Raw genomic sequence first — 20,176 nt, 5'->3', positions numbered from 1 at the left:
TGCTGCGCCCGGTTGCAGTTCAGCCTGAGACTGGCCAGCAAAGCGCTTTCAAGCCTGGTACGGACGCTCGCGTAACCACTTGGTGGCGATCCATTTTTCGCCCTTGAGCACGGGCAGGCCCGCGTGCAGCGAGGACTCGTCGCCGCTGTCGTAGGCGAAATAGACGGCCGAACCGCGCATGGCGGTGACGGTGAGGCCGATGCGCGGGAAGGCCGTGCCGCCGCCTTCCTCGGGTGTATTGAGATACATCACCACGCTGGCGATGCGCTGCCCACCGCGTGCCGTGACCGCCGAATAGCCGGGTTGATCGGGATTGAACCAGTCGAAGTGCGGCTCGTACTCCTGGCCCGCCTGGTAGTGCAGGATCTGCAGGCCCTCACCATGATTGACGGGAATGGCGAGCAGATTCGCGATGCGCTGTTCGATGCGTTGCACCAGCGGCGTTTCGCCGATGGTGAAGAACATGCCCTGGCTGGTGCGGCGCTCGTCGGTCTGGTGGCGGCCGTCGACATCCACGGTGAGCGAACGCGCGAGGCGCGGTGTCGCTTCGGCGACCAGGTCGTCGCATTCCTGCAGGGTGAGCAGGTTCTCCAGCACGCGCACCACCGGCAGGTCGGTGCTCACCGCGACGCGCACCGGATGGCCGTCGACGGTCTCCACGGGCGCCTGGGGATGGCGCGTGCGCAATCCCACGACCTTGGCCTTGGAAGCAGCCATGACCGTGGCAAGCGGCAGATTCAATACGCGCGCGACGATCTGGCGGCTCTGTTCACCGCCGTAGCCGGCGTCCTTCAGCATCTTCAGCAGGTCGCTGAGGCTGCAGCCGGAGCGGCTGGTGGAAACAATCCATTCGCGCAGTTCGGGACGAATCGTGTGCTGGTTCATGCGATTGAAAAAAGGTGCGCCGGCTCAGGCCGGCGCACCATGTTACGCAAGCGGGCCGCTTACTTCACGTGATCCCACAGGTACGTGTATCCCAGCGCGCTCATGAAGGCCGCCTGCTTGTTGTCCGCCGCCGCGCCGTGGCCACCTTCGATGTTCTCGTAGAAGCTGGTGTTGTAACCGAGCGACTCGAGCTTGGCGGTCATCTTGCGGGCGTGCACCGGACCCACGCGGTCGTCGCGGGTCGAGGTGGTGAACAGCACGGGCGGATATTTCTGGCCCGCCCTGGCGTTGTAGTACGGCGAAAACGTCTTGATCCAGGCCCATTCCTGCGGCTTGTCCGGATCGCCGTATTCGGCCATCCACGACGCGCCGGCCGACAGATGGGTGTAGCGCTGCATGTCGAGCAAGGCCACCTGGCTGACGATGGCGCCATAGAACTGCGGATAGAGCGTGAGCATGTTGCCCATCAACAGGCCGCCATTGCTGCCGCCCATCGCGCCCAGGTGTTGGGGTGACGTGATCTTGCGGGCGATCAGGTCCTGCGACACCGCGGCGAAGTCCTCGTAGGCACGCAGGCGATCTGCCTTGAGCGCAGCCTTGTGCCAGCGCGGTCCGTATTCGCCGCCGCCGCGGATGTTCGCGATCACATAGACGCCGCCCTTCTCCAGCCACGCGCGTCCCACGCTGCCGCTATAGGCGGGCTGCAGGGAGACCTCGAAGCCGCCGTAGCCGTATTGCAGGGTGGGGTTGCTGCCGTCGGCCTTGAGGTTCTTCGGCGCGATCTCGAAGTAGGGCACGCGGGTGCCGTCCTTGGAGGTGGCGAAGTGCTGGCTCACATCGAACTTCGAAGCGTCGAAGAAGCTGGGGCTGTGCTTGATCGCTTGCCCTTCGCCCTGGTTCAACACGCCGTAGTACAACGTGGTGGGCTGCAGGAAGCCGGTGACGGTGAGGAAGTAGGCGTCGCTGCTGTCGTCATCCACGCCGCCGGCGGCGATGGTGGAGAGCGCAGGCGCACCGCCCAGCGGGGCGCGCGTCCACTCGCCGGGTCCCGGCGTGAGCACCTCGAGCCGGTTCACCACGTTGTCCATCACGTTGAGGATCAGGTGGTGGCGCGTCCACGAATACGCATCCAGCGCGGTGGTGTCGGAAGGCGTGAACAGCACGGTGATCTCGCGCTTGCCCGCCATGTAATCGTCGAACTTCGCGGCGAGCAGCGAGCCCGATTTATAAGTCTTGCCACCCACGTTCCAGTCACTGCGGGGTTCGATCAGCAGCCATTCGCGATGCGCATCGACGTTGGCATCGTCGGGCACGTCGATCTTGGTGAGCTTGCCGTCCTTGCCGCGCACGAAGGTCTGGCTGTCGTAGAAGGCGATCTGCAGGAACACGAAATCGCGCTCGAAGCCCGGCGTGTTGTCACGCACCGCGGAGACCGACATGTCGTCGTCCTTGGCTTCATACACCACGGTCGCGCTTGTCAGCGGTGTGCCGCGCTTCCATTCCTTGACGATGCGCGGATAGCTCGACTTGGTCATCGAGCCGGGGCCGAAGTCGGTGGCGACATAGACGTGATCGGTGTCCTTCCAGTTCATCACGCTCTTGGCTTCCGGCAAATCGAAGCCGTCTTTCACGAACTGCTTGCTGGTGAGGTCGAATTCGCGCATCACGCTGGCATCGGCGCCACCACGCGACAGCGCCACCAGGCAGCGCTGGTACGCCGGCTTCAGGCAATCGGCGCCGTGCCAGACCCAGTTTTCCTTTTCCGATGCGGACAGCGCATCAAGGTCGATCACCGTTTCCCACGTGGGCGTGTCTTTGCGGTACTCATCCAGCGTGGTGCGGCGCCACAGGCCCTTGGGGTGTTCCTTGTCGCGCCAGAAGTTGTAGAAGTGGTCGCCGATCTTGCTGACCATCGGGATGCGCGCGTTGGAGTCGAGCACTTCCAGCAGTCGCGCATCGAGTTGCTTGAACTCGGCGTTGTCGGCGTAGGTCTTCACCGTTTCGGCGTTCTGCTGCTTGACCCAGTCAAGCTGCTTGGGGCCGTCGATGGTTTCCAGCCAGAGGTTGGGATCCTTGGCGGTGGGGGTGATGGTGTTGGCTGCGTGTGTCATGCCGCTTAGTGTGAGGCTCAGTGCGAGTGTCAGCCAGAGTGATGTCTTGGTTGTCATGGGTACCTTCCTTGTAGAACGAAACCCTCTGGTGATCTGAGGAGAGGGTGTTTGCGCGTGTCTCGAATGGAGTGTCGAGCGATGGACTGAGGCGGGCGTGGCCCCTGACCCGAACCCTCTCCCCGGTGGGGAGAGGGGCGAATGTGCCGGGCGGGTTCGCTCGATCACCGTTGAGGCGAGCGAGCGGCGTGCCGCACGGTTACAGCAGGGGGATCAATAAAAGAGCCACGATGTTGATGATCTTGATCAGCGGATTCACCGCGGGACCCGCAGTGTCCTTGTACGGATCGCCCACGGTGTCGCCGGTGACGGCGGCCTTGTGCGCGTCCGAGCCTTTGCCGCCGAAATGGTCGTCTTCGATGTACTTCTTGGCGTTGTCCCATGCACCGCCGCCGGTGGTCATGGAAATGGCCACGAACAAGCCGGTGACGATGGTGCCGATCAGCACGCCGCCCAGTGCCTGCGCGCCGGCTTCCGCGCCGCCCAGCCACTTGAAGCCGAACACCACGACCACCGGTACCAGCACCGGCAGCAGCGAAGGCACCAGCATTTCCTTGATCGCCGAGCGGGTGAGCATGTCCACCGCGCGCGAGTAGTCCGGACGCGTGGTGCCTTCCATGATGCCCTTGATCTCGCGGAACTGGCGGCGCACTTCCTCCACCACCGCGCCGGCCGAGCGACCCACCGCTTCCATCGCCATGGCGGCGAACAGATACGGGATCAGGCCGCCGATCAGCAGGCCGATGATCACGTACGGGTTGGAGAGGTCGAAGCGGAAGTCGGTGAGGTTCAGATGCTGGTTGAGGTTGTGCGTGTAGTCGGCGAACAGCACCAGTGCGGCCAGGCCGGCCGAGCCGATCGCATAACCCTTGGTGACGGCCTTGGTGGTGTTGCCTACCGCATCCAGCGGATCGGTCACACCACGCACTTCCGGCGGAAGCTCGGCCATCTCGGCGATGCCGCCCGCGTTGTCGGTGATCGGACCGTAGGCGTCCAATGCCACGATCATGCCGGTCATGCTGAGCATGGCCGTCGCCGCGATGGCGATGCCGTAGAGCCCGGCCATCTGGTACGCGCCCCAGATCGCCGCGCACACGGCCAGCACCGGCAGTGCGGTGGATTTCATCGACACGCCGAGGCCCGCGATGATGTTGGTCGCGTGACCCGTGGTGGACGATTGCGCGATGTGTTGCACGGGCTTGTATTCGGTGGCCGTGTAGTACTCGGTGATCACCACCATGGCGCCCGTCAACACCAGGCCGATCAGCGCGCAACCGTACAGACGGCCCACGCCGTAGGCCGACTCGCCCATCAGCTGGCTGGTGATGGGCCAGAACGCGATGGCGGCCAGCACGGCCGACACGGCCACGCCGGTGTAGAGCGCGTTCATGATCTTGGCGCTGCGTGCCTTCACGAAGAAGGTGCCGATCACCGATGCCACGATCGATGCGCCACCGAGCACCAGCGGATACAGCACGCCGTTGCTGCCGGTCTGTTCGGCCATCACGCCGCCCAGCAGCATGGTGGCAATCAGCGTCACCGCGTAGGTTTCGAACAGGTCGGCGGCCATGCCGGCGCAGTCGCCCACGTTGTCGCCCACGTTGTCGGCGATCACGGCCGGGTTGCGCGGATCATCTTCGGGAATGCCCGCCTCCACCTTGCCCACCAGGTCGGCGCCCACATCCGCGCCCTTGGTGAAGATGCCGCCGCCCAGGCGCGCGAAGATCGAAATGAGCGAGGAGCCGAACGCCAGGCCTACCAGCGCATGCAGCGCCTGCATGGTCTCGTAGCCCATGTGGCCCAAGGCCACGTAGTAGCCGGTGACGCCCAGCAGGGCCAGTCCCACCACCAGCATGCCGGTGATGGCACCACCGCGGAACGCCACGTTGAGCGCTGCGGCCAGGCCCCGGCGTGCGGCCTCGGCAGTGCGCACGTTGGCGCGCACCGAGACGTTCATGCCGATGTAGCCGGTGGCGCCCGAGAGAATCGCGCCAACCGCGAAACCAATGCCGGTTCCCCAGTTCAACGCAAAGCCGATCACCAGGAACAATACGAGGCCAACCGCGCCGATGGTGGCGTACTGGCGATTGAGATAAGCCTTCGCACCTTCCTGGATCGCGGCGGCGATCTCTTGCATGCGTGCGTTGCCAGGCGACTGCGCCAAGATCCAGCGCACAGAGACTGCGCCATAAAGAACCGCCAGAACCGCACATGCCAGCACGATCCACAAGCCATACTGCTGCAGCATCGGAGCCTCCCCGGGAATGGTAACAATGCACCGGGACCACCCATCGGCACCCCCGATACGGCGGCCGCCCTGAGAAGGGCGGTCCCCCGGAGTATAGACAGAGGTTGACGACAGGCGTGTTGTGCGGCGCAACGGGCTGAGGTTTGCCGGCGGTGAATCGGCGATCTGTCGCTCGGCTGCCTGCATCAAGCTCGGGTTTCGAGCGGACCCACGCAGACGGGCCGCTGCGTGCACCGCAGCGGCCCGTCCGTGTTTCAGCTTGGGCTGGCAGCCTGGAAGCGCGACGCCTCGCTAGCTGCCGATCAACGGATGACCAGATCCAGGATCATGCTGTCGCCGATGGAGACCAGGAGGAAGTTGCCGTCGTTGCGCACCCAGCGGTAGCCGTAGGGCGGCGGGGCGAGGCGGTAGCCGCGATAGTCGTTCACGATGTACATCGGGCCGTCATAGCGGTAGCCGCGTTCCCAACGATGCGGGCGGCCGTAATAACCTCGGTCGCTGTAGTAGCGGCGGTCCCAGCCGCCATGGCGATCGCGGTCGTGCCAGCCATCGCGGTCGTGGCGACCCCGGTTGTCATAATGGTTGCCGCGGTCGTGGCGATCGTCGCGGCCGTGTCCCCGATCGTGGTCGTGCCAGGGATCGGCCGATACAGCGCTGCTGCCGGCGAGCAAGGCCAAGGCCACCAACACACTGGAAAGGGTCTTCATTGCATCCTCCGGATGCCCGCCACCGCCACGGGCGCTGGATCGATCGGGCAGCTTCATCGTAAAAATCTACGTCTGAACGATGAGCGTGCTTTTTCGAAAGCGTCGTGCAAGCTTTCAGCCGGCGCTTATCGATCTGAATCCCCGTACATAAATCACCGGAGTCCGCCGATGGTGTTGCGAGTGGTGTTTGTGTTTGCCGCGCTTGCGGTGCTGCTCTACGGCGGCATCTGTCTTGCCATGTACCTGGGGCAGCGACAGCAGATCTATCACCCCGAAGCCAGCTGGCGCGTGCAGCAGGCGCCCGACTTCGAACTGGTCAACGACGGCGTGCGCCTGCGCGGATGGGTGGTGAACCCGGGGCGTGCGAAGGCCTTGCTCTACTTCGGCGGCAATGGCGAACGCATCGAGGATTCCCGCCAGGCGCTGTCGCAATGGTTTCCGGACCGAACGATCTATCTGCTGCCCTACCGCAGCTACGGGGCCAGTGAAGGCAAGCCCAGCGAACGCGCCTTGGTCGGCGATGCCCAGGCACTGTTCGACCGTGTGGCGCGCGACCACGCCGCGATTGCGGTAGTGGGGCGCAGCCTGGGCAGCGGAGTGGCGACGCAACTCGCGGCCACCCGGCCGGTGGAGCGCCTCGTGCTAGTCACGCCGTTCGATAGCCTGGTACGCGTGGCGGCGGGCTACTTTTCCTGGCTGCCCGTGAACGCGCTGATGCAGGACCGCTTCGAATCATGGCGCTACGTCAACGATATCCACTGCCCCGTGCTGGTGATCCGGGCGGAACAGGACGAAATCATTCCGGCGGAACGCACGCTGGCGTTGCTCAAGGCATTCAAGCAAACGCCTCTGGTTCAGGTGATCGCCGACGCAGGACACAACACCGTCCAGGATCACGCGGACTATCGCGTGAGCCTGGAGCGTTTCCTTCAATGACGGATCAGCGGGCGAACGGTTCGAGCTTGCGCGCGACCATGCTGTTCTTCAACGTGGCGTACTGCGGCAGGCCGTTCTTGCCGTACGGCGGCGGCGCTTCGCCCTGGATCAGCGGGCCGAGATAGCGGCGGGCGGCCGTCGTGATGCCGAAGCCGTCGCGGGTGAGAAAACTGGCCGGCATCTTCTTTTCGCGGTTGGCGATTTTCGACAGCGGCGCCGCTTCGATCTTCCAGCGGTACGGTGCATCGCTGGTACGCACGATCACCGGCATCACCGCGTTCATGCCGGCCATCGCGAAATCGACGGCGGCCTTGCCCACCGCGTAGGCCTGCTCGGCATCGGTTTTCGAGGCGAGATGGCGGGCGGAGCGCTGCAGGTAGTCGGGCAGCGCCCAGTGATACTTGTAGCCGAGCTTCTCCTTCACCAGCGCCGCGAGCACGGGAGCCACGCCGCCCAGCTGGCTGTGGCCGAACGCATCGCGCGTGCCGGCTTCGGCGAGGAACTGGCCCTCGGCGTTGAGCAGCCCTTCCGAGGCGACCACCGTGCACCAGCCGACGCGTTCCACCGTGGCTTTCACCTTGGCCAGGAAGGCGGCTTCGTCGAAGGGACGTTCGGGAAACAGGATGATGTGCGGCGGCGCATCGGCGCCTTCGCCGGCCAGGCCTGCGGCGGCGGCGATCCAGCCGGCGTGGCGGCCCATCACTTCGAGGATGAACACCTTGGTCGACGTATCGGCCATCGAGGCGACGTCCAGGCTCGCTTCCAGCGTCGACACGGCGGTGTACTTCGCCACCGAGCCGAAGCCGGGGCAGCAATCGGTGACGGCCAGGTCGTTGTCCACCGTCTTGGGCACGCCGATGCAGCGGATGTCGTAGTTCATCGCCTTGCCGAGCTGCGAAATCTTCAGCGCCGTATCGGCCGAATCGTTGCCGCCGTTGTAGAGGAACCAGCGGATGTCGTGCGCGCGGAACACATCGATCAGCCGCTCGTATTCGGCGCGATTGGCATCCAGCGACTTGAGCTTGTAGCGGCACGAGCCGAACGCGCCGCCTGGCGTGTGGCGCAGCGCGGCGATGGCCGCCTTGGTTTCCTTGCCGGTATCGATCAGCTCTTCGCGCAGCGCGCCGAGGATGCCGTTGTGCGCCGCGTACACCGGCACGCCCTTGGCACGCGCGGCCTCGATCACGCCGGCAGCGGTCGCGTTGATGACGGCGGTGACGCCACCGGATTGGGCGTAGAGCAAACGGCCTGAAGGCTTGGCTTGGGACGTCCTGGTCTTCGACATCATGCTTTTCGACATCATGGGCTTCTCAATCGGGGAGGGCGAGGTTGCCGTGGTCATCAAACACGAAGTACGGATTGAACGCCAATTCCCACAGGTGACCGTCCGGATCGGCCAGGTAGCCGGAGTAGCCGCCCCAGAACGCTTCCTGCGGCGTCTTCAGTTCGCGGGCGCCGGCGGCGAGCGCGGTGGCGAACCAGGCGTCGACTTCTTCCTTCGAGCTGGCATTGCGGGCCAGCGTGATGGCGGAGAAGCCGGTAGGCAGGTCTTCGGCCAGGGCATCCTCGGCCAGGGCGTCGCGCCCGTACAGCGCGAGAACCCCGGCGCCACCCTTGAGAAAGACGATGTTCTCGTTGCTGACCGAGGAGGCCTTCCAGCCCCAGGCCTCGTAGAAGCGACGCGAACGGGACAGGTCGCCGACGCCCAGGGTGACGATGTGGATCCGCGGGACTGACATGGCGTTTTCCTCCGAATGGAGCTGAAAAGCTTAATCCGGCGCGCGAGCCGCGTCCTTGTGACGCTAACGTGTCACAGTTAACTCTTTTCGCAACAACTACTTGCCGTTTTTGCGCCGCCTTCTCGGTTTGACGTTACCGTCCGCAGAAGTTAACTTGAACGCCAATTTTCTTGCATCCATCGGGCCCTGCAGCGTGCGTGGTCCGCGGATGCCTTGGAGCACTATGCGACTCGTCCTACTCGGTCCGCCCGGTTCGGGCAAAGGCACCCAGGCTGCGCGTCTGAAGGTGGAACTCGGCGTCCCGCACATCTCGACCGGCGACATGCTTCGCGCGGCGGTGGCGGCTGGCACGCCGACGGGTCTGAAGGCGAAAGCGGTGATGGATGCGGGCAACCTCGTCTCCGACGATATCCTGCTGGCCATGCTGGAAGAGCGTCTCTCGCAGGACGACGTGAAGGGTGGCTTCATTCTCGACGGCTATCCGCGCAACCTGGCCCAGGCCGACGCGCTCGATCATCTGCTGGCCAAGATCGGTCAGCCGCTGGACGCCGTGGTGAAGCTCGACGTGCCCAACGAAGTGATCATCGGCCGCTGCGAGATCCGTTTCGCCGCCGAGCACCGCAAGGACGACGATCCGGCGGTGGTGCGCGATCGCCTCAAGGTCTACGCCGAGCAGACGGCGCCGGTCGCCGACTTCTTCGCCCGCCGCGGCAAGCTGCAGGTGGTCGATGGCGTGGGTGAACTCAACGAAGTCACCGCTCGCGTCAAGCGTGCGCTGACCACCGAGTCGGCCGCCGCCAACGGCTGACACGCCGGGCCGCCGTCAGGCGGCCCGATGTTTTTGGGCCGGCGCATCGTGCCGTCCGGTCACATCGAACAGGTTACCCATGCGTCTGCACATCCTCGGCATCTGCGGCACCTTCATGGGCGGCGTCGCCGCTTTGGCTCGCGAGCTCGGCTTCACCGTCGAGGGTTCCGACGCCAATGTCTATCCGCCCATGAGCACTCAGCTCGAAGCGTTGGGCATCGGCCTGATGAACGGCTACCAGGCCGACCATCTCAAGCCCGCGCCCGATCTGGTCGTGGTAGGCAACGCGATGACGCGCGGCAACCCGGCCGTGGAATACATGCTCGACGCGCAGCTGCGTTACATCTCCGGTCCGCAATGGCTGGGCGAGACCTTGCTGCCGGGCCGTGAAGTGCTGGCCGTGGCGGGCACGCACGGCAAGACCACCACCACCAGCCTGCTGGCGCACCTGCTGGAAAGCGCCGGCTTGTCGCCCGGCTTTCTGATCGGCGGCGTGCCCGGCAATTTCGACGTGTCGGCACGCGTGGGCGGTGGCAAGCCGTTCGTGATCGAGGCCGACGAATACGACAGCGCGTTCTTCGACAAACGCTCGAAGTTCGTGCACTACCGTCCGCGCATCGCGATCCTCAACAACCTCGAATACGACCACGCGGACATCTTCCCCGACGTCGCGGCGATCCAGCGCCAGTTCCATCATCTCGTGCGCACCGTGCCGGGCAATGGACGCCTGATCGTCAACGCGCACGATCACCATCTCGCCGAAGTGCTGGCGATGGGCTGCTGGACGCCGGTGGAGACCTTCGGCATCGGGAAGGGCGACTGGCAGGCCGAGCTGATCGAGGCCGACGGTTCCGCCTTCGCAGTGCGCCGCGGCGGCGAACTGATCGGCGAGATTCGCTGGCCGCTGCTCGGCAACCACAGCGTCATGAACGCGCTGGCAGCGCTCGCTGCGGCCACCGCGGCAGGTGCCGATCCACGTGCGCTGCTGCCTGCGTTCGCCGGTTTCCAGAGCGTGAAGCGCCGCATGGAAATCGTCGGCGAAGCGAACGGCGTGCGCGTGTACGACGATTTCGCCCATCACCCGACCGCCATCGCCACCACGCTGGCCGGCTTGCGGGCCAAGGTCGGCAAGGCGCGCATCGTGGTCGCGCTGGAACCGCGCTCCAATTCGATGCGCCTGGGCGCCCACGCCGAGGCGCTGGCGCCTTCGCTGGCCGACGCGGACGCGGTGGTCTTCCTGCATCGCCCGGAACTCGCCTGGGATGCCGGTCGCGTGACGGCAGCCTTGAACGGCCGGGGCAGCGCGGTGCCGACCGTGGACGCCTTGATCGAGGCCTTGCGCCGCGAAGTGCGCGCCGGCGACCACGTGGTCTTCATGTCCAACGGCGGCTTCGAAGGCGCGCCGCGCCGCTTCGCCGAAGCCATCAAGTCGTAGCGTTCCCTCAATTCTCCCTGTGGGAGCGCACTTGTGCGCGACAGTCGTATCGACAGAGCGGAACAGTCGCGCACAAAGTGCGCTCCGACCGTTTCAGTGTGCAGCTAAACTCAGCGCATGGCCGCCAACACCCCGTCCCTCGACTTGCCGCTGTTCCCGCTCGGCACCGTGCTGTATCCCGGCGGGCAGCTGTCCCTGCGCATCTTCGAGCCGCGCTATCTGGACATGGTTCGCGAGTGCGCACGCACGGGCAGCTCCTTCGGCGTGTGCCTGATCCTGCAAGGCCAGGAAGCCGGTGCCCCGGCCCTGCCTGCCGCGGTGGGCACGCTGGCGCGCATCGTCGATTTCCATAATCGCGAAGACGGCCTGCTCGGCATCCTGGCCGAAGGGGGCGAGCGTTTCCGCGTCACTCGCACGCGCGTTCGTTCGGATGGCCTGGTGCGCGGCGATGTGGAGATGTGGCCCACCGAACCCACCCACGAAGTACCGGTGGAACTGGCCCTGCTGCAATCGATTCTGGAACGCCTGATCGAAAATCTGGCGCCGCAGTGGCGGCATGCGCCGCGTCACCTGTACGACGACGCCAGCTGGCTTGGCTTCCGCTTGGCCGAATTGCTGCCGTTGCAGACGGACGAACAACAGCGCCTGCTCGAGCTCACCGATCCCGTGCAACGCCTCGCTGAGCTGCGCGACATTCTTCCGCGTTTCCAGCGCGCGTAGAACGCTTTCACTTTTCGCCCGCGGGGCGCGCTTCTACACTCTCGCTTCCAAGATCGAGGTGAGACCCCATGAGCAGCCTGGCCGGCAAGACCCTCTTCATCACCGGTGCTTCACGCGGGATCGGCCTGGCCATTGCGCTGCGTGCCGCGCAAGACGGGGCCAACATCGCCATTGCGGCCAAGAGCAGCGTGCCGAACCCGCGCCTGCCGGGCACCATTTTCAGCGCGGCGCAGGAGATCGAAGCGGCCGGCGGCAAGGCCTTGCCGATCAAGTGCGATATCCGCGAGGAAGATGAAGTGAAGGCCGCCGTGGCCGCCACGGTGGAGCGCTTCGGCGGCATCGACATCCTGGTCAACAACGCGAGCGCCATCTGGCTGGCCGGCCTCGCCGACACGCCGATGAAGCGCTTCGACCTGATGCAGCAAGTGAATGCGCGCGGCAGTTTCCTGTGCGCCCAGGTCTGCCTGCCGCATCTTCTCAAGGCCGAGAATCCGCACATCCTGACGCTGGCGCCGCCGCCGTCGCTCGATCCGAAATGGTGGACGCCGCACACCGGTTACACGCTGGCCAAGATGGGCATGAGCTTCGTGACACTCGGCCTGGCGGGCGAACTGGGCAGCCAGGGCATCGCCGTCAACGCGTTGTGGCCGCGCACCATCATCGCCACCGATGCGCTCAACATGATTCCCGGTGTACCGCTGGATCGTTGCCGCAAGCCGACCATCGTCGCCGACGCTGCGCATGCCGTGCTCACGCGTGAAGCGAAAGGCTTCGCCGGCAACTTCCTGATCGATGAAGACGTGTTGCACGAGGCGGGTGTCACCGACTTCACCTGGTACGCGATGGATGCCTCGCAACGACCCTTGCCCGATCTGTTCCTGGACTGAGCGCGGTGTCCTGTCCGTTCTGCGAGATCGTCGCCGGCCGTCTGGACGCCAGCGTGGTGGCGCAAACGGAGCATGCGCTGGCGTTTCTCGATATTCGCCAGGCGGTGCCCGGTCATGTACTCGTCGTGCCGAAACGTCACGTGGAAGATATCTACGCGATCGGCCCCGAGCTTGCCGGCGACGTGATGCAGCTGGGCGTGCGCGTGGCGAACGCACTGCGCGAGGCGTTTCGTCCGGCGGGCCTCAACCTGTGGCAATCCAACGGTGCGGCGGCCGGCCAGGAAGTGCCGCACTTTCACCTGCATGTGCAGCCACGTCGTGTGGCCGATGGTCTGTTGCGCGTCTATACGCACGGTGCGCCGCCGCCGTCGTCGCGCGCCGAGCTCCATGACCTGGCGCAACGCATCCAGCGTTTTCTTCCCCACGATCACGGCGTCCCCACGCCACGGAGTAGTTCATGAAATACCTGCACACGATGATCCGCGTTCGCGACATCGACGCGAGCCTGCGTTTCTTCTGCGAAGGCCTGGGCCTGAAGGAAATGCGCCGCATGGAGAATGCCGCCGGCAAGTTCACCCTGGTGTTTCTTGCCGCGCCCGATTCGCCCGACGCGGAAGTCGAGCTGACCTACAACTGGGCTTCCACAGAGGATTACGGCAGCGCCCGCAATTTCGGCCACCTCGCGTTCCGCGTGGACGACATCTACCAGACCTGCGCGCACCTGCAGGCGATGGGCTACACCATCAACCGACCGCCACGCGACGGACACATGGCTTTCGTACGCTCGCCGGACCTGATCTCGGTGGAATTACTGCAGGACGGCCATCTCCCGCCGCAGGAACCCTGGGCATCGATGCCCAACATCGGGGTCTGGTAGGCCCAAGGCTGTCGCCTGGCTTGCATAGTGGCCTCGGGGTTCGGTTGGCAGGGTCCTGGCCTGGGTCGAAGGTCCCTAGGCCATTGGTGCTACCTCATCTTTGTGCCTCCGGCTTCTGTCCGAAGCCGCTGATCCATTTGTAGGGTGACTGTGAGACGCAGAGTTGTATATTGTGTGACCCATATCACATTTTTGTAGCGGTCGCGGGTTAGCTTGGCGCGACGGGCGTGGTAACCGGGGGGTAGCCATAGGACATGGCAATGACCGGCCGAAACCTGTGACCCCTTGGGGTTGGGGGAGGGAACCATGGCTGTATTGAGGGAGGAAGCCAGGCGATGCGTCGTCTGGTTTGGTCAACCGGCTAGCGATGAGCGGGCAGGGTTGGCGGAGGCGGGATGGATTATCCGCGTGGCCGACGCCGGCACTCAGGGCGGCGTGGGCATGCGTAACAACGATACGGTGGTGGCGCTGGCCGACCTTAGGCACGGCGATACTGCATCTGCCCAGGCCATGGCTCAGCTGATGGCCGATCATCCCTGGTTGCCGTGGGTGGCGCTCATTCCGCCAGCCATGTCGGTGCACGAGCCGCTGATCGATCGCGTGCTCGAAGCAAGCATCGAATACTTCGCCACGCCGGTGGATGTGGATCGTCTGGTCGAAGCGCTCGCCCGCATCGGCGGCGACCAGCCGCGTGCGGCCGATCCGGGCGACGTCGGCGTCACCGGCCGCAGTGCCGCCATTGGCGCGGTCGTGGCCAGCGTGCGCAAGTACGCGCCGGTCGAGTTGCCCGTGTTGATCACTGGCGAAACCGGTACCGGCAAGGAAGTGGCTGCGCGTGCGCTGCACAGTTTGTCTGCGCGCGCCGATCGTCCGTTCGCGGCGATCAACTGCGGCGCCTTGCCACCGAACCTGGTGCAGTCTGAATTGTTCGGTCACGAACGTGGCGCATTCACCGGCGCCAACGCGCGCCGCATCGGCCATTTCGAAACGGCAGCGGGCGGCACCGTATTCCTCGATGAAGTGGGCGATCTCCCGCTCGACGCGCAGACCAGCCTGTTGCGCTTCCTGCAGGAAGGCACACTGGAGCGCGTGGGCAGCAGCCAGCTGATCAAGCTGGATGTGCGCGTGCTGGCCGCCACCCACGTGGATCTCGAAAAGGCGGTGGAACAGGGCCGCTTCCGCGAAGATCTCTACTATCGACTCAACGTGCTTCGCCTTCGCATGCCGCCGTTGCGCGAACGCGAAGACGACGTGGTGCTGCTGGCGCAGAAATTCCTCGACGCGTTCCGCGATCAGCATGCCAGCCGTGCCCGCGCGTTCAGTGCCGGTGCGCGACGTGCGATGCTCGACTTCAGCTGGCCCGGCAACGTGCGCGAATTGCTCAACCGTGTGCAGCGCGCTGCCGTGGTGGCGGAAGATGCGCTGATCAGCGTCAACGATCTCGACCTGGCCGATGTGCTCACCAAGCAGGCGGCGCGATCGAGCCTGGGCAGTACCCGCGTGGCGGCCGAGCGCGATGCCGTGATCGCCTGCCTGCGCGAGAGCCGTTTCAACGTGAGTGAATGCGCGCGTCGCCTTAAGGTGTCGCGCGTGACCATCTATCGCCTGTGCAAGAAGCACCAGCTCGCGCTCGACGAGCTGCGATAGCGGACGTCCAAACGCCCTAGGGGGGGGCTCCCCGAAAACATGCTGGCCTACTTGCCGGGATGAGCGGCGGATGCTCGCTCTTGCATGATCGGTTGGGCGCCTAGCCAATCATTTGAACGCAAGCACCCGCCGCTCACCCCGGTCGAGTTCGGCCGTGGGGAAGATGTGGATGGTGGAAACCTGCCCGAGAAAGGAAGGCCCCCGACCCGCAGGGGTCGGGTCGGGGGCTTCCATTGGTGCCCCGGCCACAGGGGTTGCCGGGTTACCGCCCTCATCACCGCCTTGCGGCGGAATGCTTTAGGCGTCCTCTCGCGCTACGCGAGAGAAACGGAGAAGGGTGTTTCCGATGGCCAGCTGCGAGTTGCGTGCCGACATTGCCCCCAGGCCACCCAGGAGCGTCGCCATCCTGTCGCCGCGAAAGTCCGTATCGCGGTGTTCGGCGCGTTGTCGTCGCAGCTGGCCCATCCCCCTTCCCGCCTGTACGGGGTAAAGAGTGCAATCGTCGTGCCAAACCCCTGCAATGGCTGGAAAACGCGGGTTTTCGCGGCTTTACGGGGAACGGGCCCATTTTCAACCGTGCTGAACGCGTTACAGGCCGGACCCGAAATCAGTGCTCTGGGGGGCGCTTAACACCTGCGGTTGCGCCGTTTCGGCAACCTGTATCAGGGACGTAACAGCGGACAGGCGAAATGTCACACTCGATTGGTGCAGGGGCCCGCACGTCGTCGAGCGATGGGAGCGCAAGGAGATTGCGCCGGTCCTGGGCGTCGCGGAGCCGTGCAAAGCCGGTTCGCAGGTCTTAGGATGCGCGAACGCCGCGGCTTGCGGCGTATCCCCATCCCCGAATTCTTCTTGAGCATGGTGCCGTCGCCGACGATGCCCGGAGTACCACATGCACGCGCAAGACCCGTCCGCCCAGTCCCTGATCGATCTTGGCAAGCGCTACTGGTTGCCGGTGTATCGACCGCGCGATGTGGTGCTGGACCACGGCAAGGGCGCGCGCGTGTGGGATACGCAGGGCCGCGACTACGTCGATTTCGGCGCAGGCATCGCGGTGAATGCGCTCGGCCATCAGGACCCGGATCTGCTCGAAGCGCTCACCACGCAGGCGCACAAGCTGTGGCACACCAGCAACGTGTTCTACAGCGAGCCGCCGTTGCGCCTGGCCGAGGAACTGGTGTCCGCCTCCGGTTTTGCCGAACGCGTGTTCCTGTGCAACTCCGGCACCGAAGCGAACGAAGCGGCGATCAAGCTGGTGCGCAAGTGGGCGTCGTCGCAGGGCCGCGCGGCCGATAAGCGCGTCATCGTCACCTTCCGCGGCTCCTTCCACGGCCGCACGCTGGCCGCCGTCACGGCGACCGCGCAGCCGAAGTACCAGGAAGGCTACGAGCCGCTGCCCGGCGGCTTCCGTTATCTCGATTTCAACGACGTGCCCGCGCTGGAGGCAGCGTTCGCCCAGGGCGACGTAGCCGCCGTGATGCTCGAGCCCGTCCAGGGCGAGGGCGGCGTGCTGCCGGCCGCCCCCGGTTTCGTCCAGCGCGTGCGTGAACTGTGCGATCAATACAACGCGCTGCTGGTGCTCGATGAAATCCAGAGCGGCATGGGCCGCACCGGCACCTTGTTCGCCTATGTGCAGGACGGCGCCAAGCCGGACATCGTCACCCTGGCCAAGGCCCTGGGCTGCGGCTTCCCCATCGGCGCCATGCTGGCCGGCCCGAAGGTCGCCGAGGTGATGCAGTTCGGCGCGCACGGCACCACTTTCGGTGGCAATCCGCTGGCGGCCGCCGTGGCGCGCGTGGCGCTGCGCAAACTGTCCTCACCGGAGTTGCTGGCCAACGTGGCGCGCCAGTCGCAGGCCTTGCGCGATGGCCTGGCGCGCATCAATGCGTCGCTATCCCTGTTCGATGAAGTGCGCGGCCGCGGCCTGATGCTTGGCGCGGTGCTGAACGAGGCGAACAAGGGCAAGGCGGGCACCATCCTCGATCACGCCGCTGCCCACGGCCTGCTGGTGCTGCAGGCCGGTCCGGACGTGCTGCGTTTCGTGCCTGCCCTCAACATCAGCGACGAAGACCTCGCCGAAGGCCTCTCACGCCTCGAAGCCGCATTGCGCGGTTTCGCCGAGGGCTAACCGACCCGCCAAACATGCGCTCCTGCCTTCAGGAGCGCATGTCGAGGCTCTCTCAGCCTGTTTGTGCGGTGCGCAGCGCTCCGCGCGCGGCTTCCAGCGTGTCGGCAAGGTCCTGTTCGCTGTGCGCACTGGAAACGAAGCCAGCCTCGAACGCCGACGGTGCGAGGTAGACGCCGCGCTCCAGCATGCCGTGGAAGAAGCGGTTGAACATGGCTGCGTCCGCCGCCGTCGCCTGGGCGTAGCTCTCCACTTTTTCCTGGGTGAAGAACAGGCCGAACATGCCGCCCACGCGATTCGTGCTGAAGGCCACGCCTTCACCGTCCGCCACGGCCTGCAGGCCATCGGTGAGCAAACGCGTGCGGGCGGCGAGTTGATCGTAGAAGCCCGGCGCCTGGATCAATTCCAGCATCGCCAGGCCGGCGGCCATGGCCACCGGATTGCCGGAAAGCGTACCGGCCTGATAAATCGGCCCCGCCGGCGCGATCTGCTGCATCAGATCACGACGGCCGCCGTACGCACCCACCGGCATGCCGCCGCCGATGATCTTGCCGAACGTGGTCAGATCCGGCGTCACGCCGTAATACGCCTGCGCGCCACCGAGAGCCACGCGGAAACCGGTCATCACTTCGTCGAAGATCAGCAGCGCGCCGTGCTTCGTGCACAACTCGCGCAAGCCCTGCAGATAGCCATCCTTCGGCGGAATGCAATTCATGTTGCCGGCCACCGGCTCAATGATCAGGCCGGCGATGTCATGGCTGTGCTCATCGAACAAGCGAGCGGCGGCATCGAGGTCGTTATAGGCGAGCGTGAGCGTCAGGTCGGCATTCGCCTTGGGCACGCCCGGCGAAGTCGGCACACCGAACGTGAGTGCGCCGGAGCCAGCCTTCACCAGGAAGCTATCGCCATGGCCGTGATAGCAGCCCTCGAACTTCACGATCAGGTTGCGGCCCGTGGCGCCGCGCGCGAGACGAATCGCCGACATGGTCGCCTCCGTGCCGGAATTGACCATGCGCACCATGTCGATCGACGGGATCAGCCGCGTGATGGTTTCCGCCATGGTGACTTCGGCGGGGCAGGGCGTGCCATACGAGAGACCGTTCTTTACCGCGCGCTCCACCGCTTCGCGCACATGCGGATGGTTGTGGCCCACGATCATCGGTCCCCAGGAACCGACGTAGTCGATATAGCGCTTGCCTTCGACATCCCACAGGTAGGCGCCATCCGCGCGAGCCGTGAAGAACGGCTCGCCGCCCACCGACTTGAAGGCGCGCACCGGCGAGTTCACGCCGCCGGGCATCAACTGCTGCGCGCGCTGGAAGAGTTCGTGGTTGGTGGTCATCGTGGGTGTCTCAAGGCGAAGTGAAAAGTTGGGCGAACCGCATAGCCGCACCGCGGACATCGCGATCGCCGAAGACGGCCGAGATCACGGCGAGATAGTCGGCGCCGGCATCGATCAGCGATCCGCCATTGTCTGGCGTGATGCCCCCGATCGCCACACGCGGGATGCCCAGCGCGGCGGACTGTCGCAGCAGCTCGAACGACGCACGCCGTGCATGTGGCTTGGTGGGCGAGGGGAAGAACGCGCCGAAGGCAATGTAGTCGGTCCCCTCGGCGGCGAGCTGGCGGGCGCGCTCGAGCGAGTCGTAGCAGGACACGCCGATGATGGCGTCCTGCCCCAGCACGGCGCGGGCGGCGGCCACATCACCATCCTCCTCGCCCAGATGCACGCCCGCGGCGCCTGCCGCCTGGGCCAGTGCCACGTCATCGTTGATGATCAGGGGCACCTGCCGGGCGGCGCACAGGGCGCGTATCGCGCGGGCTTCGGTGAGGCGGCGCTCGTGGTCGCGGGTCTTGTCGCGGTATTGCAGCAGCCGGGCGCCGCCCGCCAGCGCCTGCGCCACGACCGGGATCAGGTCGGGGCGGGGGCCATCGGTAATCACGTAAAGGCCACGGCCCTGGAGTTTTTCACGCATGCCAATTTGTCCTGGAGAACTGCGCCATACGCTTTCGCATCGGCGGGGGAGTTGCGAGAATGCCCCACTTATTCTCCATAGCAAGCCATTGACGATGAATCAGAGCACCAACGAAACCGGCACCCTGCGCAAATGGATGTGTGTCGTCTGCGGCTTCATCTATGAAGAGGCGCTGGGCCTGCCCGATGAAGGTATCGAGCCCGGTACGCGTTGGGCCGACGTTCCCGATACCTGGACGTGCCCCGACTGCGGCGCGACCAAGGAAGACTTCGAGATGATCGAAATCGACTGATTTCCAGCTCCGCCTTGCCCTCAAACGGCCCGAATCCGTCATCGTACGGACCGGGCCGTTTGCTTAGATGCTCCTGCGCGTCGGAGAAAACGCGCAACCCAGGCAGGAGCAGCGCCATGCAGCAGTTCATTCCGTTCGAAGACGAGTGGGACATCCTGGAAAGGCTCAGTCCCGAATCCCTCATCCCCTATCACGTCGGCGTTCCCTGCCGGCATGACCTGGCGGCCAACGATCACGGAACCGGGCAGGACGCCCCGACCGGCCCCGTCGCCCCGACACGGGCGGGAGGGGCCCGGACATAACGCCTGGGACTGCGAACCAAGAGCAGATGAACGCAAAGAGCCGGCCGCGCCACAACGCGGCCGGCTCTTCTTGCATGGGAACGGTCCAAACGCTGTAACGGGCGGTTCTTAGGCGCCGGAAAGGTCTCTATGCCGGCGTCACGACGGGATCTCTGTCATCGCAGTGAAAAAAATTCGTATAGACCCCTTCCCAACCCTGAGGAGGGACGCTATAGTTTCGCTCCTCCCCGGACGACACGCTCTTCAACGGGGTTCCACTGAAAACCCACAGCAAAAAAGATTCACGCTGAAGGTGTTGACGGACCGGAAAGATGATGTAAGATGAGCGGCTCACTCGGGACGAAATGTTCCAGCGCTGAAACGGCAACGTTCGGCAAGTGATTGAGATCTTTGACAGTGTGCGCAGGTGACTTGTGTGGGCGTC

At 65.1% G+C, this 20,176-nt stretch carries 19 protein-coding genes; 11 read left to right on the top strand and 8 right to left on the bottom strand.

The window, feature by feature from the left end:
* Positions 1 to 48: 48 nt before the first annotated feature.
* From ISP20_RS13655 to ISP20_RS13640, 4 genes are all read right to left on the bottom strand, one after another.
* Positions 49 to 885, bottom strand: a complete 837-nt coding sequence (locus ISP20_RS13655; RefSeq protein WP_204636663.1) for a 2OG-Fe(II) oxygenase — start codon at positions 883 to 885, stop codon at positions 49 to 51.
* Positions 886 to 944: 59 nt separating this feature from the next.
* Entirely contained in the window at positions 945 to 3,053 is a 2,109-nt protein-coding gene (locus ISP20_RS13650; protein ID WP_204636662.1) for a prolyl oligopeptidase family serine peptidase, read from the bottom strand.
* A gap of 199 nt (positions 3,054 to 3,252) precedes the next feature.
* Positions 3,253 to 5,301: a sodium-translocating pyrophosphatase gene (locus tag ISP20_RS13645; protein WP_204636661.1), complete on the bottom strand. Its 2,049-nt coding sequence runs from the start codon at positions 5,299 to 5,301 to the stop codon at positions 3,253 to 3,255.
* Between the two features lie 302 nt (positions 5,302 to 5,603).
* Complete coding sequence (locus ISP20_RS13640; RefSeq protein WP_204636660.1) at positions 5,604 to 6,008, bottom strand: RcnB family protein; 405 nt, start codon at positions 6,006 to 6,008, stop codon at positions 5,604 to 5,606.
* Between the two features lie 168 nt (positions 6,009 to 6,176).
* Here ISP20_RS13640 and ISP20_RS13635 point away from each other — a divergent pair, with 168 nt between their 5' ends.
* The gene (locus ISP20_RS13635) at positions 6,177 to 6,944 is read left to right on the top strand and encodes an alpha/beta hydrolase (protein ID WP_239535878.1); all 768 of its coding nucleotides are present in this window, start codon (positions 6,177 to 6,179) and stop codon (positions 6,942 to 6,944) included.
* 4 nt (positions 6,945 to 6,948) lie between these two features.
* On the opposite strand, the gene ISP20_RS13630 is transcribed toward ISP20_RS13635, so the two are convergent.
* Both ISP20_RS13630 and ISP20_RS13625 read right to left on the bottom strand, forming a co-directional pair.
* A complete protein-coding gene (locus ISP20_RS13630) occupies positions 6,949 to 8,229 on the bottom strand; it encodes a 6-phosphofructokinase (RefSeq protein WP_204636865.1) in 1,281 nt (426 codons plus the stop codon).
* A gap of 25 nt (positions 8,230 to 8,254) precedes the next feature.
* Complete coding sequence (locus tag ISP20_RS13625) at positions 8,255 to 8,683, bottom strand: VOC family protein (RefSeq protein ID WP_204636659.1); 429 nt, start codon at positions 8,681 to 8,683, stop codon at positions 8,255 to 8,257.
* Positions 8,684 to 8,906: 223 nt separating this feature from the next.
* Here ISP20_RS13625 and ISP20_RS13620 point away from each other — a divergent pair, with 223 nt between their 5' ends.
* The 8 genes from ISP20_RS13620 to ISP20_RS13585 all read left to right on the top strand — a co-directional run bounded on the left by ISP20_RS13620 (position 8,907) and on the right by ISP20_RS13585 (position 17,185).
* The gene (locus ISP20_RS13620; protein WP_204636658.1) at positions 8,907 to 9,491 is read left to right on the top strand and encodes an adenylate kinase; all 585 of its coding nucleotides are present in this window, start codon (positions 8,907 to 8,909) and stop codon (positions 9,489 to 9,491) included.
* Between the two features lie 79 nt (positions 9,492 to 9,570).
* Positions 9,571 to 10,926, top strand: coding sequence for a UDP-N-acetylmuramate:L-alanyl-gamma-D-glutamyl-meso-diaminopimelate ligase (mpl, locus tag ISP20_RS13615; protein ID WP_204636657.1), 1,356 nt, complete (start codon positions 9,571 to 9,573; stop codon positions 10,924 to 10,926).
* Between the two features lie 117 nt (positions 10,927 to 11,043).
* On the top strand, positions 11,044 to 11,646 hold the full coding sequence (locus ISP20_RS13610; RefSeq protein ID WP_204636656.1) for an LON peptidase substrate-binding domain-containing protein: 603 nt from the start codon (positions 11,044 to 11,046) through the stop codon (positions 11,644 to 11,646).
* 68 nt (positions 11,647 to 11,714) lie between these two features.
* Positions 11,715 to 12,533, top strand: coding sequence for an SDR family oxidoreductase (locus tag ISP20_RS13605; RefSeq protein WP_204636655.1), 819 nt, complete (start codon positions 11,715 to 11,717; stop codon positions 12,531 to 12,533).
* A gap of 5 nt (positions 12,534 to 12,538) precedes the next feature.
* Positions 12,539 to 12,994 carry an HIT family protein gene (locus ISP20_RS13600; RefSeq protein ID WP_204636654.1) on the top strand — a complete coding sequence of 152 codons (456 nt, stop codon included), beginning with the start codon at positions 12,539 to 12,541 and terminating at the stop codon, positions 12,992 to 12,994.
* Entirely contained in the window at positions 12,991 to 13,410 is a 420-nt protein-coding gene (locus tag ISP20_RS13595; RefSeq protein WP_204636653.1) for a VOC family protein, read from the top strand. Before ISP20_RS13600 ends, ISP20_RS13595 begins: the two co-directional genes overlap by 4 nt.
* Before the next feature lie 306 nt (positions 13,411 to 13,716).
* The gene (locus tag ISP20_RS13590) at positions 13,717 to 15,057 is read left to right on the top strand and encodes a sigma-54 dependent transcriptional regulator (protein ID WP_204636652.1); all 1,341 of its coding nucleotides are present in this window, start codon (positions 13,717 to 13,719) and stop codon (positions 15,055 to 15,057) included.
* An 892-nt stretch (positions 15,058 to 15,949) separates the two neighbouring features.
* Positions 15,950 to 17,185, top strand: coding sequence for an acetylornithine transaminase (locus ISP20_RS13585; protein WP_204636651.1), 1,236 nt, complete (start codon positions 15,950 to 15,952; stop codon positions 17,183 to 17,185).
* A 52-nt stretch (positions 17,186 to 17,237) separates the two neighbouring features.
* On the opposite strand, the gene hemL is transcribed toward ISP20_RS13585, so the two are convergent.
* Both hemL and thiE read right to left on the bottom strand, forming a co-directional pair.
* Positions 17,238 to 18,524 (bottom strand): glutamate-1-semialdehyde 2,1-aminomutase, encoded by a 1,287-nt coding sequence (gene hemL, locus ISP20_RS13580; protein ID WP_204636650.1) that lies wholly within the window; start codon positions 18,522 to 18,524, stop codon positions 17,238 to 17,240.
* A gap of 10 nt (positions 18,525 to 18,534) precedes the next feature.
* Complete coding sequence (thiE, locus tag ISP20_RS13575; RefSeq protein WP_204636649.1) at positions 18,535 to 19,158, bottom strand: thiamine phosphate synthase; 624 nt, start codon at positions 19,156 to 19,158, stop codon at positions 18,535 to 18,537.
* Between the two features lie 94 nt (positions 19,159 to 19,252).
* Here thiE and ISP20_RS13570 point away from each other — a divergent pair, with 94 nt between their 5' ends.
* Positions 19,253 to 19,450 (top strand): rubredoxin, encoded by a 198-nt coding sequence (locus ISP20_RS13570; protein WP_102301013.1) that lies wholly within the window; start codon positions 19,253 to 19,255, stop codon positions 19,448 to 19,450.
* 116 nt (positions 19,451 to 19,566) lie between these two features.
* Entirely contained in the window at positions 19,567 to 19,752 is a 186-nt protein-coding gene (locus ISP20_RS13565; RefSeq protein ID WP_204636648.1) for a hypothetical protein, read from the top strand.
* Positions 19,753 to 20,176 lie beyond the last annotated feature (424 nt).

It is taken from the genome of Dyella kyungheensis, from assembly GCF_016905005.1.
Taxonomy (GTDB): domain Bacteria; phylum Pseudomonadota; class Gammaproteobacteria; order Xanthomonadales; family Rhodanobacteraceae; genus Dyella; species Dyella kyungheensis.
Note: the sequence above shows the minus strand (reverse complement) of the source record. Positions and strands in the feature narration are given on the sequence as shown.

What these genes read in the sequence shown, in the direction of transcription:
- ISP20_RS13655 (WP_204636663.1), bottom strand. Translation starts at nt 885, where the DNA reads ATGAACCAGCACACGATTCGTCCCGAACTGCGCGAATGGATTGTTTCC.
- ISP20_RS13650 (WP_204636662.1), bottom strand. Translation starts at nt 3,053, where the DNA reads ATGACAACCAAGACATCACTCTGGCTGACACTCGCACTGAGCCTCACA.
- ISP20_RS13645 (WP_204636661.1), bottom strand. Translation starts at nt 5,301, where the DNA reads ATGCTGCAGCAGTATGGCTTGTGGATCGTGCTGGCATGTGCGGTTCTG.
- ISP20_RS13640 (WP_204636660.1), bottom strand. Translation starts at nt 6,008, where the DNA reads ATGAAGACCCTTTCCAGTGTGTTGGTGGCCTTGGCCTTGCTCGCCGGC.
- ISP20_RS13635 (WP_239535878.1), top strand. Translation starts at nt 6,177, where the DNA reads ATGGTGTTGCGAGTGGTGTTTGTGTTTGCCGCGCTTGCGGTGCTGCTC.
- ISP20_RS13630 (WP_204636865.1), bottom strand. Translation starts at nt 8,229, where the DNA reads ATGTCGAAGACCAGGACGTCCCAAGCCAAGCCTTCAGGCCGTTTGCTC.
- ISP20_RS13625 (WP_204636659.1), bottom strand. Translation starts at nt 8,683, where the DNA reads ATGTCAGTCCCGCGGATCCACATCGTCACCCTGGGCGTCGGCGACCTG.
- ISP20_RS13620 (WP_204636658.1), top strand. Translation starts at nt 8,907, where the DNA reads ATGCGACTCGTCCTACTCGGTCCGCCCGGTTCGGGCAAAGGCACCCAG.
- mpl (WP_204636657.1), top strand. Translation starts at nt 9,571, where the DNA reads ATGCGTCTGCACATCCTCGGCATCTGCGGCACCTTCATGGGCGGCGTC.
- ISP20_RS13610 (WP_204636656.1), top strand. Translation starts at nt 11,044, where the DNA reads ATGGCCGCCAACACCCCGTCCCTCGACTTGCCGCTGTTCCCGCTCGGC.
- ISP20_RS13605 (WP_204636655.1), top strand. Translation starts at nt 11,715, where the DNA reads ATGAGCAGCCTGGCCGGCAAGACCCTCTTCATCACCGGTGCTTCACGC.
- ISP20_RS13595 (WP_204636653.1), top strand. Translation starts at nt 12,991, where the DNA reads ATGAAATACCTGCACACGATGATCCGCGTTCGCGACATCGACGCGAGC.
- ISP20_RS13590 (WP_204636652.1), top strand. Translation starts at nt 13,717, where the DNA reads ATGGCTGTATTGAGGGAGGAAGCCAGGCGATGCGTCGTCTGGTTTGGT.
- ISP20_RS13585 (WP_204636651.1), top strand. Translation starts at nt 15,950, where the DNA reads ATGCACGCGCAAGACCCGTCCGCCCAGTCCCTGATCGATCTTGGCAAG.
- hemL (WP_204636650.1), bottom strand. Translation starts at nt 18,524, where the DNA reads ATGACCACCAACCACGAACTCTTCCAGCGCGCGCAGCAGTTGATGCCC.
- thiE (WP_204636649.1), bottom strand. Translation starts at nt 19,158, where the DNA reads ATGCGTGAAAAACTCCAGGGCCGTGGCCTTTACGTGATTACCGATGGC.
- ISP20_RS13570 (WP_102301013.1), top strand. Translation starts at nt 19,253, where the DNA reads ATGAATCAGAGCACCAACGAAACCGGCACCCTGCGCAAATGGATGTGT.
- ISP20_RS13565 (WP_204636648.1), top strand. Translation starts at nt 19,567, where the DNA reads ATGCAGCAGTTCATTCCGTTCGAAGACGAGTGGGACATCCTGGAAAGG.